This window comes from Kitasatospora sp. NPDC127121, assembly GCF_042677305.1.
Lineage (GTDB): Bacteria > Actinomycetota > Actinomycetes > Streptomycetales > Streptomycetaceae > Kitasatospora.
The window spans coordinates 55134-70726 of the sequence record NZ_JBHXTQ010000030.1; the positions used below are offsets into that span (position 1 = coordinate 55134).

The following is a 15593-nucleotide window of genomic DNA, read 5'->3' on the forward strand; positions in this document are numbered from 1 at the left end:
TTCCCGGCCCTCCCGGCTCGGCCCGCCTTCGTCGAAAGGTGCTGCCATGCGGCGTATCTCCTCGTGGACGCGAGTACTCCGTTTCGGGCTCAGCGGTTGCCTCCTGGCGGCCGCCTCCGGCTCCGGCATGTGCCCAGCGGTCGCCGGACCGGGCGGTCCGCCGCCGCAGGGCGGGCGGTCTCACGACGGGTGGTCGCAAGGCGGGCCGTCGCACGTCGGGCCGTCGCCGGAGCAGAGGATCGAAGCGCTCCTCGGCCAGCTGACCACCGACGAGAAGGCGACGCTGCTACAGGGGATCGCCGCACCGAACGGGGTGTACGCGGTCGGCTACGTCCGGGGCGTGCCACGGCTGGGCATCCCGCCGCTGCTGCTGTCCGACGGCCCGGCCGGCGTACGGGACGGGCAACCGGCGACGGCGCTGCCGGCGCCGGTGTCGCTGGCCGCCGCCTTCGACCCGGGGCTCGCCACCACCTACGGCGCGGTGCTGGGCCGCGAGGCCCGGGCGCGCGGCTACCAGGTGCTGTACGCGCCGATGGTGAACCTCGTGCGCGTGCCGCAGGGCGGGCGGAACTTCGAGACGCTGGGGGAGGACCCGTTCCTCGCCGGGCGGGTCGCGGCGGCGGAGGTCCGCGGCATCCAGGCGCAGGGGGTCGCGGCGCAGGTGAAGCACTTCGCGGCGAACAACCAGGAGAACAACCGGCAGTCGTACAGCTCCGAGGTGGACGAGCGGACGCTGGCCGAGATCGAGCTGCCCGCCTTCCAGGCGGCCGTCCGGGACGGCCGGGCCTGGTCGGCGATGTGCGGCTACAACCCGGTCGACAGCATCTGGGCGTGCGAGAACTTCCCGCTGCTGCGGGACGTGCTGAAGGGCCGCTGGGGGTTCGACGGGGCGGTCGGCTCCGACTACCCGGCCACCCACTCCTCGGTGAACGCCGCGGCAGGCGGGCTGGACCAGGAGTTCGGCGGTACGTCGTACTTCGCCGACCTGACGGCCGCCGTGGCCGACGGGCGGCTCGCCCCGGCCGTCCTGGACGACCAGGTGCGGCGGGTGCTGCGGTTGATGGTCCGGACCGGAGCGCTGGACGGCGGCCAGCCGCCCGCCGCCGACCCCGCCGCCGGCGCGCGCGACGCCCGGGCGGCGGCCGCCGCCGGGACGGTGCTGCTGCGCAACCAGGGGGCGGTGCTGCCGCTGGACGCCGCCCACCTGTCGTCCGTCGCGGTGATCGGCCCGTGGGCCGACCACGCCTACACCGGCGGCTACGGCTCCTCGCACGTCGCCCCCTACCCCGACCAGGTGGTGACGCCGCGCCAGGGCATCGCCGCCCGGGCCGGTGCGGGCGTCTCGGTGCGCTACCACCCGGGCGACGACGCGGCCGCGGCCGCCTCGGTGGCCGCCGGGGCGGACGTCGCGGTGGTGGTGGTCGGCGACGAGGAGACCGAGGGCGCGGACCGCGGCTCGCTGGACCTCGCCCCGGCGGACGACGCCCTGATCAGCGCCGTCGCCCGCGCCAACCCGCGGACGGTGGTGGTGCTCAACACCGGCGGGCCGGTCACCATGCCGTGGCTGGACGCGGTGCCGGCGGTGGTCGAGGCCTGGTACCCGGGCGAGCAGAGCGGCGCCGCGCTCGCCGACGTGCTGTTCGGCGACGTCGACCCGGCGGGGCGGCTGCCCGTCACCTTCCCGACCTCGGCGGCGGCCACGCCGATCCGGGACGCCTCCCAGTACCCCGGCACGGACGGCGCCTACCACTACACCGAGCAGCTCGCGGTCGGGTACCGCTGGTACGACGCGACCGCCACCGCCCCGCTGTTCCCCTTCGGCCACGGCCTCTCGTACACCACCTTCGGCTACAGCAACCTCACCGTGACCGGCCCGGACGCCGCCGGCCGGGTGCGGGTCGGCTTCGACCTCGCCAACCAGGGCGCCCGGACCGGCACCGAGGTGCCGCAGCTGTACGTCTCCTTCCCGTCCGCGGCCGGCGAGCCGCCGCAGCAGCTCAAGGCCTTCGACAAGGTCACGCTGGCGCCCGGCCGTTCGACGCACGTGGAACTGCCGCTGGACCGCTCCTCCTTCGCGCTCTGGGATCCCGGCGTGCACGGCTGGCAGGTGCCCGGCGGGCGGTACGGCCTGATGGTCGGCTCCTCCTCGCGCGCGCCGAAGCTGCAGGGCGCGGTGGACGTCCCGGCCTCGCCGGCCGTCTCCACCTGGTCCGGGCGGATCACCGGCGCCGACGGGTCCTGTCTGGACGCGGGCGCCGCCGCCGCGGACGGCAACGAGGCGGTACGGCTGGCCGGCTGCGCGGGTACGGCGGCCCAGGACGCCACGGTCGGCTCGGACGGCACCGTCCGTGCCCTCGACGGCTGCCTGACCCCGGCGGGCCCGGACGACGGCGCCGCCGTCCGGCTGCGGGACTGCACCGCAGGCGCCGACCAGGTGTGGCGCCCGGGCCCGGACTCCTCGCTCCTCCACCCGGAATCCGGCCGCTGCCTCGCGGCCGCCGACGGTCGGCTGCTGCTGCGGACCTGTTCGGGGGGTGCCGAGCAGAGCTGGGCCACCCCCCGCCCGAGCGGCCGGGTGACCGGCATCGCCGGGCAGTGCGTGGACCTCAACCGCGCCGACACGGCCAACGGCACCGCCGTCCAGCTCTACCGCTGCAACTCCACCGGCGCCCAGGACTGGACCGTCGGGCAGGACGGCTCCCTGCGGGCCCTCGGCAAGTGCCTGGACGTCACCAACGGCTGGACCGCCGCCGGGACGCCCGCCCAGCTCTACGACTGCAACGGCACCGGCGCCCAGCGCTGGCAGCCACGCCCGGACGGCACGCTCCTCAACCCGGCCTCCGGCCGCTGCCTCGACGCCCGCGACGGCAGCGGCGCCGATTGGACCAGGCTGCAGATCTGGGACTGCCACGGCGGCCCCAACCAGCGCTGGACCCTCCCGTCCTGACACCTGCCGTCCTGACACCTGCCGTCGACGCAGGGGCCCGCCGCCACCGGGGCCCTGCGCCGACGCGGACAACGGCCGGTCGCCGCGCGCGGCAGAAATAATTCGCATGCTACTCATTTGGCGCTATCCAGCCCGCCCCCAGCTGTGATGACCTTGGCGGCTGTGGCGTGCATCACATTGCATGACATTTCGTCGCGTCACATCGCGTCACATCGCGTCACATCGCAGCGATATCGCGCTGCCGTGCGCGCCTGGCCCAAGGCGATCGAGGAGGTACTCGTGAGTGGCAGGAAGAACAGTGGCAGGGGAGCCGAAGGTGACGGCTTCCGGGATCTGGGCCCCGAGGAGCTGGCGGAGATCGAGCGTGTGATCCTCGGCGGCGACGACGGGATCGCGCTGCGGCACGCCGCGCACGAGGCCGGCGGGCCGCGCGTGTCCGCGGCCGACCTGCAGAAGGCCCTTGAGCTCCACGTGTGCATGGGCCTGAACGCCTGCCGGAACCACGACATCGACGAGAAGGCGCCGATGGCGGGCATGGGAGCCTGTGCCACCGTCCTGCACGTGTGCCACGGCGCCAACGAGTGCCGCGGGCAGGGCGGGTGCGGCTACACCGGCCCCGACGCGGAACTCGCCAAGCCGGGCGACCAGGCCTGTCGGCAGAACGGCAGCTGCGCGAGCCCGATCAACGTCAGCCGGGTGTTCGCGGGCGGCCCGCTGAAGGGCAAGAGCGTCTGGAAGCTCGCCCGCCAGCTGTTCGAGGCCCGGATGTACGCCGCCGGCCTCCCGTTCGGTCCGTCCCCGGGCGAGGGCTACCCGGACGACCTGGTCCCGCCGTACGAAGTGAACGAGGCCGAGCGGAGGAAGAAGAGGCTCGACCGGAGCAAGCCGCAGGTGCTCCCGCTGCCGTCGGACGAGGCGAGCGCGTGACGCAGCGTCACCACGGCGAGCGGGCCGACCGGGTGTCCCGCTTCGATCTGCCGAACCTGGGGTTCGGTGTCGGCCTGCGCAGCCCGCACCACCGGTACGTACTGGACCACCTCGGCGATGAGCTGGGCGCCGAGTGGCTGGAGATCATCTCCGAGAACCACCTCGACTCCCACGGCCACCCGCGTCACGTACTGGACCGGGTCGCCGAGCGGCACCCCCTGGTCATGCACGGGGTGTCGCTGTCGATCGGCAGCGTGGAGCCCCTGGACTTCGACTACCTGAGGAGGCTCCGGCAGCTGGCCGATGCGGTGGGCGCCGCCTGGGTGTCGGACCACGTGTGCTTCACCGGGGTCGCCGGGCTCAACACCCACGACCTGCTGCCGGTCCCCTTCACCGAGGCCGCGCTGGCCCATCTGGTGCGACGGGTCAGGACCGTGCAGGACTTCCTGGAGCGCCCGCTGGTGCTGGAGAACCCCAGCACGTACGTGGGCTTCACCGCATCGACCATGCCGGAGGAGGAGTTCGTGGCGCGGCTGGCGGTCGAGGCCGACTGCGGGCTCCTGCTCGACGTCAACAACGTCTACGTGTCGGCCGTCAACCACGACACCGATCCGCGCGCATACCTCGGAGCACTCCCGCACGACCGGGTCGTGCAGATCCACCTGGCCGGTCACACCGACGCGGGCACACATCTGATCGACACCCATGACGGACCGGTCGCACCGGCCGTGTGGGAGCTGTACGACGCGGCGATCGCGCTGACCGGGCCCGTGTCCACCCTGCTGGAGTGGGACGACCGCCTGCCGCCCTTCCCCGAGCTGGTCGCGGAACTCGACAAGGCGCGCCGGCGGGCCCTCGATCCGACGAACGTCCCCGTCGTGGCGGGAGTCTGACATGTCGACGGTCGAAGGGGCGCCGGCGCACCTGGCCGAACTCCAGCACTGGCTGCAGGCCGCCGTCCTCCACGCCACCGGCCCGGACCAGGAGGGCGGCGCGGCCACCGCCCAGGTGCTCACACCGTCCGGCCGGCTCACCGCCGGCGAGCGGCTGGACATCTACCGCCGCGGTTACCGGCTGCGCCTGCTGGCCTGCCTGCGCTCCTGCTTCCCCGCCCTGCGCCGACTCCTGGGGCCGGAGGCCTTCGACGCGCTCGCCACCGAGTACCTGAACACCTGCCCGCCCCGCAGCTGGACCCTGGAGCACTTCGCCGACGGCTTCGCGTCACACCTCGCGACCACCAGGCCCGACCTCGACCCACCGGGCCGCGACGTCGACCCCTGGGTCCAGCTGATCGTCGAACTCGCGGGATATGAAAGGGCTTTCGCCGAGGTGTACGACGCCGAGCCGGCCCGCGCGTGCCGCGTGCTGGCCTGTCGGCACCCCGTGCACCGCTACGCGGCCGCGGTGGCCCGCGGCGAGGACCCGCAGCCGCCGGCCGCGCGCCCCGTACTCCTGGTGCTGCGCCGCCGGGACCACGGCGTCCACGTCACGGAGCTGACCGAGGACGTCCGGCGCACGCTGCTCGCCTCCTCGAACACCGAGCATCCCGACACCGAGCACCCCGACACCGAGCACCCCGACCGCCCCGACCGGGCCGGTCCGCCATCCGCACCGCCCTCACCGCGCCCCGAGCGCCCGGAACCGAACGGAGCCGAGGTATGACGACCGACGCCACCAAGCCCGCCACCCGCCGCCTGCCCGACATCCCCTTCGCGGTCACCCCGATCGGCACGATCAAGGCCGATCGACCGATCGAGGACATCGACACCTTGCTCGACCACCTGTACCAGGCGGCCCAGGTCGAGCTGTCAACCGTCCCGATGTACCTGTACGCGGCCTACTCCATCGGGACCAAGGGCCACAGCCAGTGGGACCCGGGAATCTCCGCCCAGCGCACGATCATCAGCATCGCGATCGAGGAGATGCTGCACCTGTGCCTGGTGCGCAACCTGATCATCGCGCTCGGCGGAGCGGACCGGATCGTCTTCTACGACCCGGACTTCATCACCAGGTACCCGAGCCTGATGCTCCATCGGACTCCGCCGCTGACCCTTCACCTGGAGCCGTGCAGCAAGGATCTGATGAACCGGGTGTTCCTGCCGCTGGAACTGCCCGCCGAGAAGGGGGCGAAGCCGCAAGCGGGCGAGTACAACACGCTCGGCCAGTTCTACAAGGCGATCGAAGTCGGCCTCAAGCACCTGACCGAGGCCGACCCGGACGACGTGTGGAAGTACGCGAAGGCAAACGCCTCCTGGCAGTACGAGAGCGCGTACTGGAACCACGACGGCGGCGGCGAACCCGTGGTCATCACCGACCTCCACACCGCCGAGACCGCTCTGAAGATGGTGGTCGAGCAGGGCGAGGGCGTGGACCCGAAGAAGGCCACCGTCCCGATCGACCCGGTCAACCCGCGCCCCGGCCTCGACGAGCTCTCGCACTACGCGAAGTTCAAGAGGATCGAACAGGGCATCGAGGTCACCGGGCAGGTCCGCAACGTCCCCAGCGATCCCCGGGCGAAGGGCTTCTCCGGACCGGCCGCAGGCCTGGCAGTCCTCTTCAACGCCGCCTACTGCTACACCCTGGCCATGCTCGACAAGCTCTACGACGTCCAGTCGAACTTCAACCCGAACCAGCGGAACACCCGCTACCACCTGGAGCGCACCTTCATCGCCTCGATGAGCGGTGTGCTCTACCCCATCGCCGAACTCCTCATGACGACCCCGGGCAGCGACGACCCCGCCTGGGACGGGACCTGTGCCGCTCCCACCTTCGAGTACTACGACTTCGCCGCCGAGCAGAAGGCCAAGGGACACCGGACCATGAAGGAGCACCTGCTCTGGCTCTGCGAGACCGCCGTCGTCGACTTCCCCGAACTCGGCGGTGACAACAGCGTCCACTGGCTCCTGAAGAACCTGCCCAGCGTGGACGACATCCCCTCGGATCCCCCCGCCAGCCGCCCGCGTCCGATGCCCAACTGACGGACCGCGACCGGCGCCCCGGCACGCCCGCTTCGCGACTCGGTGACGTGAGCCGCTCAGCGCAGGCCGGCCACGACGTCCCTGACACGGGACAGTGCTTCCGGCTCCTCGTGGAGAGTGCGTGTGACGAGGGATACCCCTTGGGCCATTGCCCGGGGTGTGCTCCTGCCGTTGAGGGCCATCAGGACCTTGAGTCTGAGGTCGAGGAACTCCTGTGCGCGGCGGCGGCAACCGGAGATCACGTCGTCCAGGCCGCCCTGGAGGTCGAACTCCCGGGCAAGGTGTTCCAGTCGACGCAGGATGGCCGTCTTGTGTTCCCAGAGGAGGTGGAACTGCCGGTAGTCGATGAGGTGGTCTCCCGCCTCGACGGCCTTCAGGTGGTGTGTGAACCTGTCGTGGACCTCGAACCCCGACGAGACGGTGAAGTCGGGCGGTTGGGCCTCGGGTTTCGGTGGGGACCACCACCAGTACTCGGTACCGGCGCGGAAGATGTCCAGCTCGGGTGCCTCCAGGTAGCTCGACAGCTCGGTCCACAGCCGCCCGGGATCGAACGCCGGGCGCGTCCGCACACGCTGGAGGAGCTGGACGGGGTAGCGGATCGCGGCGAAGTCGGAGTCCGGTGCCGTCAGGGACAGCGCTCGTTCGAAGGCTTCCTCGAAAGCCTGGTAGCCGAACTCCAAGGTCTGGAACCGCTGGCTTCCGGGCCGTCCGATCGCACCGCCGAAGCCGACGACGCGGAGCTGCTCCGACCGGTCGTCGTAGCCGTGGACGAGAAGCTCATGGACGAAGGGACGCGGCTCCCCCCGCAGGAAGGAGTCGTCCACGAAGACGATGACGTGCCGGCCGGAGTCGATACAGCTTCGGAGGAACGCAACGATGCGGCCGATGCGCCCGGCGGCCGCACGGTCCAGTGTCCGGGTGTGCAGGACTTCCCGACAGGTCAGTGAGCTGTGGAAGTCCAGGTGTGGCGCCTTCTGCTGGGAGTCGGAACCCATGGCATAGAGCTGGATGTACTGCGAGTAGAACCATGGCCTCATGGCCTCGTCCGCGAGGATCACGCAGAGCGGTAACGCGCCGGCCAGATAGGTGTTGTGATCACTTTGGAGGACGGTCGGGAGTTCGTTCTTTCCTGGCACTGTCGTTGTCACCACCGGATCCGGGACGAAGAACCACTCGGTACCTGCTGTTAGGGCGTCTCTGCCCGTGCGCCGTTCCGGGTCGGGCGGTGGACGGCGCACGGGCATGGCGACGGACCCCTCGCCGTTCGTCCGCTCGGCCCTGGGGCCGTCATGCCCCGGCCTGGGCCGTCGCGGTGGCGTCCGCCAGCCGGGTGGCAGCTTCGGCCGGTGGGGGACGGCCGTTGCCGGGATGCCTGAGCTGGCGGTTCAGTCGGTCAGGGGGCACCTCCTGCTGGACGCGCTCGGAAGAGCGAGATAAATGGTCCATACCAAAATGGTTCATACCAATGGGAACTTAAACGCTTTAGCAGGCTAGCCATCACAAGTTCATTCGCGCAACGGGAAGTTGGCGGTGTCTTCGTGGCGCGTCCGGCGTCCAGGGTGTGCGGGCGGCTGCGGGCACCTCGGCGAGGGGCCGGCCGGCATCCCGGCGACCACCGTCTGAGCTGCTGATCTTCGGTGGACCGAGATCCGGGCCGGCGGACGGCGGGGCGGCTTGCCACGGGTTTCGGCCCGGGCGATTCCGGAGGAGGAAGGCGGATCCGGGCCTCGGACCGGCACTTCGGGGAAGGTGTGTGAAGCTCGTAGCCCTGGTTGAAAAGGTGGTTGACATATCCTCGACCACTGTCCTTGTATGGGGCGGGCACAGACCGATGACGCAGGAGCTCCGGCATCCACGAGGGATCCGCCGGAGCCGCATGGGCGGGCCGACGCAGATAGCTCCAGGGGGGGCTGCGTCGAGCATTCGGTCGTTTCGAATCGATGACATGCCTTCTCCGCGGTCGGCGGGAAGGTGAGCCGAGGCCGTGCGATATCAGGCCTGGATCGATGCCATACCGTCCGCGGACCCGCCGATGCACCCAGTGCACCGGCGTCCGGCGATGTGAATGAACGGGGTGGATGAGATGGGAAGCAGAACATCAGCGGCTGCCTGCCGGAAGGCCCGCGCTGTACTTCCGGATATCCGGGCTCAAGCTGCAGGGACGGACGACTCCGCCCGGTTCCCGGAGGAGGCTGTCGGGCTCTTGCGGGCGAACGGCCTGATGGGACTTCTCGTACCCGAGGAGTACGGCGGACTGGGAGGAGATCTCGGCGACCTCGTGGCCGTGGCGGGCCTGCTGGCGTCGGGCTGCTCCTCGACGGCGATGATCTGGGCGATGCACTGCCAGCAGGTCGACTGCATCGTGCGCTTCGGCTCGGCGCGGCTGCGGGACGAGCTGCTTCCGCGGCTGGCGTCGGGAGAGGTGTACCTCGCGTCGGTGACCACCGAGCCGGGCAAGGGCGGACACCTGCTCAGCGGGCGAGCCGCCCTGAACGGGGCGGGGGAGCAGCTGGGATTCGAGCGTGAGGCGCCGATCGTCACCGGCGGCGCCCATGCCGAGGGATTCCTGGTGACCATGCGCGAGTCGCCCGACGCCGCCGACCACCGGGTCACCCTGTGCTACGCCGACCGCCACCAGCTTTCCGTGGCCCCCTCGGGCGCCTGGAACACCTTGGGGATGCGGGGTACCGAGAGCCGGGGGATGAAGCTGGCGGGTACGGTGCCTGCCTGGCAGGTCGTGGGGAGTCCGGGCGACTTCAGGACCGTCGCCGTGGAGAGCATGATCCCGGCCGGACACCTGGCGTGGTCCGCAGTGTGGCTCGGCACCGCGCGAAGCGCGCTCTCCGGCGTGCTGGGCATGGTTCGAGCCCGGGGCGCCGGCCGTCTGACCGACCTGGTGTCCGAGCGGATCGCACGGGCCAGGATCGATGTCGAACTCGTCGCCTCCTATCTCGGCACCGTCCGGGACGAGATCCTGGCACGTCGGCGAGAGGGGTCGTCACTGAGCGGGACGGCGACCCAGATCCATCTCAACAATCTCAAAGTCGTCTCCTCGGAACTGACGTTCAGGGCCGCGGATCGCCTGCTCCAGATCGCCGGGCTGTTCGAGGGCTACAGCCGGGATGCCGGAATCCCTCTTGAGCGGAACTTCCGCGATCTCCGGTCGGCGCGCCTGAATTTCAACAACGACCGCCTGCTCACCATGAACGGGGCGCTCGCGCTACTCGATCGCGATGTCACCGTCCTGCCCGCTGACCTGATATCCGTCATCGACTCGACCGTTGACGACGAGGACGGTCCGCGATGACTTGGCCGGCGGAATTCGAGGAAATTCTCCGTCGGCACCTGCCGATGGCCGACGGACCGGTCTCGGCAGACGAATTGCTGGCGGACCTGGGTCTGGACTCCCTTGCCATGGTGAATCTGGTGATGGATCTGGAGGAAGGGATGGGCATCTCCGTACCGGACGAGCGGCTCGTTTCCGAAACGTTCAAAACGGCAGGTGCGGTCTGGGCGGCCGTCGCCGACCTGCCGGTCAATTCAGATGCGAGCGGAGGGCACCATCATGCCTGAATCCCTGTTCAAGCGGGAAGCTAATTCGGCTTCGGCCGTGAATGACTCGGTACTCACCGAGTGCCGTGATCAGGTCATCGCCTCGCTGACCCGATACACGGAGCACGGGCCGACCACCGGCACGACCTGCTACGTCTGGCCGTCATCGGAGTGTCCGGTCGGCTGCGGGCACTGCAACTACGCCGCACCGATGTCCCTAAATCGGTTAAGCAGGTACAGCGTCGCCCGGGATCCGGCTCCGGTCCTGAAGCTGATGAACGGCATGGGCTTGTGGAAGGCCGTGCTGTCCGGTGGCGGCGAGCCCATGGTCGAACCGGAGTTCTGCGAGCGGTTCGTCCATGAGGTCGACTCACCCGGCCTTGAGGAGATCGAGCTCATCACCAGCGCGCATTTCGCCGCGGACGAGGACGAGACCGGTCGGCGGGTGCGCAGCCTGGTGGACGCATGGCGCACCCGGCCCGCGCACCTGGCCAGGGCGAACTTCACCATCCGCATCAGTCTCGACTGGTTCCACGCCCAGCGGATCGGCGTCGAGCCGGCCGCCAGGGTCATCCGCCTGCTCGGTGAGGACGGCCTACGGGACGTCGGCTGCTACGTCAGATCCGTTCTCCTCGACGGTGATTCGACCACCGAGAAGCTCGCGGCGGCGCTCGGCGGAGAGCTCACCGAGATGGACGACTACCAGCGGAAGATTCATCTGCCGGACGGGCGGACAGTCCTCGTCTATTTCAAGAACCTGATCGTCGAAGGCCGGATGAACCAACGGAAGCTGTCCCGGTTGCCGGTCAGCCTCCCCGAGCAGTCCCTGGCCGAGGTGTTCGGCCGGCGGTTCGAGACCGAGCAGGGCAAGAGTGTGCCGGCTCGCACCTACAACGGCCCGCAGGTCCGCCACTTGGAGGGGCTAGCGTGCCTCATCGAGGACGACGGAAGGGTTCGCATCCTGGAAGGAAACGACCCGCACCGCTGCCCCAACGTCCGTCAGACGGACGACTGGGAACAGGCCATCGAGTACCTCTACGCCGATCCGCTGACGGTGTACCTGGTCGACAACGGCCCCCAGGACCTGGCGAGGCTCCTGGCCGACGAGTTCCCGGACTCGCTCCGGATGGCCGCCGACACCAACCAGCTCTACCACCTGACCGAGCTCCTTCTGGCCGAACCCGACCGGCGGCTCTACGCGACCCTGCGCGCACTGGAGATCCACCTGGCCGAGGGAAGGGTCACGGCCGATCGCGAGACGGTCGAGCGCGCCTGGGCGTTGTTCTCGGCACGCTCCGAGCAGCGTCCCCCCGGAACCGGGCGGGACTGACATGCGCAACGGAACTCCACCGAACGCCGTCCTGGTCACCGGACCGCCGGGCGCCGGAAAGTCGACGGCGCTGATGGCACTCGACGACCGGCACCCCGATCTGGCCCGCTTCGGCGTGCGGGACTACGGGCTCCGGCTCGCGGCGGCCGGCCACCCGCTCGGCACGCGGATGCGCGAGACCCTGCTGCGTCAGGAACTGCTCCCCGACGAGCTCGTGCGGCTGGAGTTCGCCCACTTCCTCGACCACCTGCCGGCCGCCGTGCGGGTCGTGGCGGTGGAGGGCTACCCCCGCGATCGTCCGCAATGCGACGACCTGCTGCGCACCGCTGCCGACCGGGACGTGCGGGTGACCGGATTCGCCGTCGTGACCGTGCCGGACGGCACGGCACGCACCCGGGTGGCGAACCGCCGTCTCTGCGTGGAGTGCGGAGCGACGACGGACGACCCGGACGCCCCCGCCTGCCCTGGTTGCGGCGGCGGCGTGACGCGTCGCCGAGACGACGCCGCAGCCAGTTTCGAACGGCGTCTGGCCGACTACCACCGCATCATCGGCGACCTGCGCGCCTATTTCGCCGAGCGATCGCTCCTGCGCGAGGTCGATGGAACGCGCCCGTCGGACGAGGTCCGTGCCGCGCTGTGGGAATCGCTGGACGCCGTGGATGCCGTGGGCGCCGTGGACGCCGACGTGCCCGACTCGACCGATGATCTGACCGATGATCTGGAGGACTGACCGATGGGCTCGGGTACCGACATGATGGCCCTGCGCAGATCCGCGCTGAGTTCGCTGGCGGACCAACCGCCCGACCAACCGCCCGACCAGCCGCCGCTGGAGCGCCGGACGCCGTTCGCGGGATGGGAGATCGCCCTGGGCGAGGACCTCCCCGCTCCGGTCCATCCGGAGGCGGTCGGCGCGGAGCTCGCGTCCGCGATCGTGGACCTGCTGTCCAGGAGCGGCGACCCGGCCGGCCCGGGGGCCGCCCTGGTGAGCGGTGTCCCGCGCCACTTCACGCTGGAACAGGCGCGGACCTACCACCAAGCGCTCTTCCGCGCCGTGTGGGAGGTGTTCCGGCGCCGAACCGCCCGCGGAGGCGAGGAGAGCGACTTTCGGATCAAGGTCGGTACCATCTCGGACGGCGCGATCCCGATCGAGCTCTACGGCACCAGCTGGAGCTTCAAGCGCTTCCACACCGACTGCGATGCGCTGCTCTTCTCGCACCTGTACGGTCCGGTCACCGGCTTCACCGGTGGTGAGCTGCAACTCATCGACATGCGTCCGTACCTGCGTCAGCGTTCGCTGCGCTTCGACGAGGTCTTCGAGTGGTCCGACGAACTCACCGACGGCCGCAAGCCCGTGCTGCGGGCCGACCACTGCGAGTCGGCGTTGGCCGAGTGCGGAACGACCGTCGGGGCGCTGGGGCCCGATCGGATCGTCTTCGTGAACAACCTGCCGACCGCCGGAGTCCTCCACGGGGTGACGCCGGTGGCGATAACGGATCCGGAGGGCTTCCACCGGGAGTACCACCGATGCAGCGTAAAGGACCTCCGACTGTGCTGAGCAGCTTTCCCGGGCGGCGGACCGCCATCATCGCGACACTCGGCCCGGTCAGCGGGACGCGGCCCTGCCTGGAGAACGTCCTGCGGGCCGGTGTGGACGTCGTCCGTCTGAGCATGGGCAACGGCACCCGCGAGCAGCATGCGGCCGCCGTGCGCGACATCCGCGAGGTGTCGGCCGACATCGGCCGGCGGGTCCTTCTGCTCGCCGACCTCCAGGGGAGGAAGAACCGGCTCGGGGCGCTCCCGGACGGCCAGGCGCAGTGGCAACCGGGCGAGGTCGTCACGCTGTGTGCCAAGCCGGTCGAGGCGGCGTCCCATCGCACCTGGACCACGCATCCGTGGCAGCCGGAGCGGCTCCGCCCTGGCGCCGAGGTGCTGATCGACGACGGTGCGATCGTCCTGGCCGTGACGGCGGCATCCGCGTCCGAGCTGCGGTGTACGGTCGTCCAGGGCGGTCCGGTGACGTCGGGCCGCGGCGTCACGATCCCGGGGGCGACCACCGTCCCCGCCGGGCTCTGCGAACGGGACGCCGACGACCTGGAGTTCGCCCGAGCACTCGGCGTCGACCTGGTGGCGCTCTCCTTCGCCGCCTCCGCCGACGACTACGCGGCGGTCCACGCGATCGCGCCCGACCAGCTGGTCATCGGCAAGGTCGAGCACCCTGATGCCCTGGCTTCGCTGCCGTCACTGGCCTCGGCCTTCGACGGTCTGATGGTGGCGCGCGGAGATCTGGCCGTCGAGATCCCGTTCGAGGACGTCCCGATGGCGCAGAAGCGGATCGTGGCGGAGTGCGCCGGCCGGGGCAGGCTCTCCGTGGTCGCCACCCAGCTCCTGCACTCGATGCGCCGGAGCACCCTGCCCACCCGGGCCGAGGTGTCGGACATCGCCAATGCGGTCATCGACGGGGCTGACGCGCTCATGGTGACCGGCGAGACCGGCTACGGCCTGCATCCGGTACGCGTGGTCGAGGTCCTGCACAGGGTCATCGTCCGAGCCGAGCGCTACCGGGACGAGATCGGCGAGGCATCCGACCGCGCCGTCGCGGGTGGTCGAACCAACCCGGACACGTACGGAGGAGAGCAGTGACCGACAGCCCGATCGACGACTCCCTGACGCACGGCTGCCTGGAAGACCTGTCCCCGGAGGCGAGGCTGCTGCTGGCGCTCGCCCGTCCGCGGTTGGAGCCGGCGCAGCAGCAACGGATCTTCCGCTTCCTGACGGCCAACGGCCAGGACCTCGACTGGGGGCTGCTGGTCGACCAGGCGTGCCGGCACGGGGTCCTGCCGCTCATCGGGCGCAATCTCCTGACGTACCGCCTGGTCCACTCCGCGGACGGGCGCAGCCTGGCTCCTTACCGCTGGATCTACGCGTACGCCTACGAGGGGAACCGGCGACGCAACCACGCGCTCGCCGACGAGTACGCCAAGGTGATCCGGGGCCTGAACGCCGGCGGTCTCGACTACGCGATCCGCAAGGGACCGGTGCTCACCGAGGGCGTCTACGGCGATGTGGGACTGCGCCGGATGGGCGATCTCGACGTGCTGTTGAGCAGGGACTCGCTGCCGGAGTTCACCTCGGTCGTCGAAGGGCTGGGCTACCGGCAGGGTCATCTCTCGGGCAACGCCGAGCTGGTGGTGCCCTTCGACCGGCGGACGCAGATGGTGTGGAAGGTCAGCCTGGCCAATTCGACGCTTCCCTACCTCAAGCCGGCCCAACGTGACGACGTCGAGGTGTTCGTGCTGGATCCGTGCTTCAACGTGTTCCAGCCCGGCTCCGGGGCGGTGGTCGATCCCGCCGAGATCCTGGCCCGCGCGGTCGACGCCGTGCTCTTCGGCGAGGCGAGCCGCAGGCTCGATGCCGTGGACCAGTTCATCGACGTCTGCGTCCAACTGCACGTCGAGGCGACGACGCTGATGTACATCGAGATCGGCAAGGACCTGACGATCCTCAAGTTCCTCGATCTCGTCCAGTTGCTGAACCGGCTGTCCGGCGAACAGCTGGAAACCCTGGTGTCGAGGGTCCGGCGGTACGGCTGTGTGGACAGCGTCCGCTACGCGCTGCACCACACCGGGCAGGTGTTCCCCGACGGGGTCCCGCCGGAGCTGACTGCGGAGTTCGGGCCGGCCGATCCGGATCTGCTGGAGACGTACGGCGTACTGGACGGCCGGCCCGACCGCTGGGAACAGGGCTTCGCGGATCGGTTGTTCAACCCCAGGAGGTCGCGGACGCCGAAGGCGCGAAGCACCGTGCCGGGCCCACGGGCCGTGGTGTGACGAGGCTCGGGGACGGGACGGTGCGGGGATGC

The 15593-nt window shown here is 70.4% G+C and carries 13 protein-coding genes; 12 read left to right on the forward strand and 1 reads right to left on the reverse strand.

What is annotated here, in order from left to right; translation table 11 throughout:
- Positions 1-127: 127 nt before the first annotated feature.
- From ACFVHI_RS17320 to ACFVHI_RS17340, 5 genes are all read left to right on the forward strand, one after another.
- Positions 128-2947 (forward strand): glycoside hydrolase family 3 C-terminal domain-containing protein, encoded by a 2820-nt coding sequence (locus ACFVHI_RS17320; protein ID WP_380340100.1) that lies wholly within the window; start codon positions 128-130, stop codon positions 2945-2947.
- Between the two features lie 279 nt (positions 2948-3226).
- Complete coding sequence (locus ACFVHI_RS17325; RefSeq protein ID WP_380340102.1) at positions 3227-3874, forward strand: hypothetical protein; 648 nt, start codon at positions 3227-3229, stop codon at positions 3872-3874.
- Positions 3871-4767, forward strand: a complete 897-nt coding sequence (locus ACFVHI_RS17330) for a DUF692 domain-containing protein (protein WP_380340105.1) — start codon at positions 3871-3873, stop codon at positions 4765-4767. The genes ACFVHI_RS17325 and ACFVHI_RS17330 overlap by 4 nt, the downstream gene beginning before the upstream one ends.
- A gap of 1 nt (position 4768) precedes the next feature.
- Positions 4769-5536, forward strand: a complete 768-nt coding sequence (locus ACFVHI_RS17335) for a putative DNA-binding domain-containing protein (protein WP_380340108.1) — start codon at positions 4769-4771, stop codon at positions 5534-5536.
- Complete coding sequence (locus tag ACFVHI_RS17340) at positions 5533-6852, forward strand: ferritin-like protein (RefSeq protein ID WP_380340110.1); 1320 nt, start codon at positions 5533-5535, stop codon at positions 6850-6852. The genes ACFVHI_RS17335 and ACFVHI_RS17340 overlap by 4 nt, the downstream gene beginning before the upstream one ends.
- Before the next feature lie 56 nt (positions 6853-6908).
- On the opposite strand, the gene ACFVHI_RS17345 is transcribed toward ACFVHI_RS17340, so the two are convergent.
- Positions 6909-8096 (reverse strand): hypothetical protein, encoded by a 1188-nt coding sequence (locus ACFVHI_RS17345; RefSeq protein WP_380340113.1) that lies wholly within the window; start codon positions 8094-8096, stop codon positions 6909-6911.
- Between the two features lie 839 nt (positions 8097-8935).
- On the opposite strand from ACFVHI_RS17345, the gene ACFVHI_RS17350 reads away from it, so the two are divergent.
- The 7 genes from ACFVHI_RS17350 to ACFVHI_RS17380 are packed head-to-tail and all read left to right on the forward strand — an operon-like array spanning position 8936 to position 15561.
- Positions 8936-10159, forward strand: a complete 1224-nt coding sequence (locus ACFVHI_RS17350) for an acyl-CoA dehydrogenase family protein (protein ID WP_380340150.1) — start codon at positions 8936-8938, stop codon at positions 10157-10159.
- Entirely contained in the window at positions 10156-10425 is a 270-nt protein-coding gene (locus tag ACFVHI_RS17355) for an acyl carrier protein (RefSeq protein WP_063352261.1), read from the forward strand. The genes ACFVHI_RS17350 and ACFVHI_RS17355 overlap by 4 nt, the downstream gene beginning before the upstream one ends.
- Positions 10418-11734 (forward strand): hypothetical protein, encoded by a 1317-nt coding sequence (locus ACFVHI_RS17360; protein WP_380340116.1) that lies wholly within the window; start codon positions 10418-10420, stop codon positions 11732-11734. The genes ACFVHI_RS17355 and ACFVHI_RS17360 overlap by 8 nt, the downstream gene beginning before the upstream one ends.
- Before the next feature lies 1 nt (position 11735).
- Complete coding sequence (locus ACFVHI_RS17365; RefSeq protein WP_380340119.1) at positions 11736-12464, forward strand: adenylate kinase family protein; 729 nt, start codon at positions 11736-11738, stop codon at positions 12462-12464.
- Between the two features lie 3 nt (positions 12465-12467).
- A complete protein-coding gene (locus ACFVHI_RS17370) occupies positions 12468-13289 on the forward strand; it encodes a hypothetical protein (protein ID WP_380340122.1) in 822 nt (273 codons plus the stop codon).
- Complete coding sequence (gene pyk, locus ACFVHI_RS17375) at positions 13283-14374, forward strand: pyruvate kinase (RefSeq protein ID WP_380340125.1); 1092 nt, start codon at positions 13283-13285, stop codon at positions 14372-14374. Before ACFVHI_RS17370 ends, pyk begins: the two co-directional genes overlap by 7 nt.
- The gene (locus ACFVHI_RS17380; protein ID WP_380340128.1) at positions 14371-15561 is read left to right on the forward strand and encodes a nucleotidyltransferase family protein; all 1191 of its coding nucleotides are present in this window, start codon (positions 14371-14373) and stop codon (positions 15559-15561) included. The genes pyk and ACFVHI_RS17380 overlap by 4 nt, the downstream gene beginning before the upstream one ends.
- Positions 15562-15593 lie beyond the last annotated feature (32 nt).

What these genes read in the sequence shown, in the direction of transcription:
- ACFVHI_RS17320 (WP_380340100.1), top strand. Translation starts at nt 128, where the DNA reads ATGTGCCCAGCGGTCGCCGGACCGGGCGGTCCGCCGCCGCAGGGCGGG.
- ACFVHI_RS17335 (WP_380340108.1), top strand. Translation starts at nt 4,769, where the DNA reads ATGTCGACGGTCGAAGGGGCGCCGGCGCACCTGGCCGAACTCCAGCAC.
- ACFVHI_RS17340 (WP_380340110.1), top strand. Translation starts at nt 5,533, where the DNA reads ATGACGACCGACGCCACCAAGCCCGCCACCCGCCGCCTGCCCGACATC.
- ACFVHI_RS17345 (WP_380340113.1), bottom strand. Translation starts at nt 8,096, where the DNA reads ATGCCCGTGCGCCGTCCACCGCCCGACCCGGAACGGCGCACGGGCAGA.
- ACFVHI_RS17350 (WP_380340150.1), top strand. Translation starts at nt 8,936, where the DNA reads ATGGGAAGCAGAACATCAGCGGCTGCCTGCCGGAAGGCCCGCGCTGTA.
- ACFVHI_RS17355 (WP_063352261.1), top strand. Translation starts at nt 10,156, where the DNA reads ATGACTTGGCCGGCGGAATTCGAGGAAATTCTCCGTCGGCACCTGCCG.
- ACFVHI_RS17360 (WP_380340116.1), top strand. Translation starts at nt 10,418, where the DNA reads ATGCCTGAATCCCTGTTCAAGCGGGAAGCTAATTCGGCTTCGGCCGTG.
- ACFVHI_RS17365 (WP_380340119.1), top strand. Translation starts at nt 11,736, where the DNA reads ATGCGCAACGGAACTCCACCGAACGCCGTCCTGGTCACCGGACCGCCG.
- ACFVHI_RS17370 (WP_380340122.1), top strand. Translation starts at nt 12,468, where the DNA reads ATGGGCTCGGGTACCGACATGATGGCCCTGCGCAGATCCGCGCTGAGT.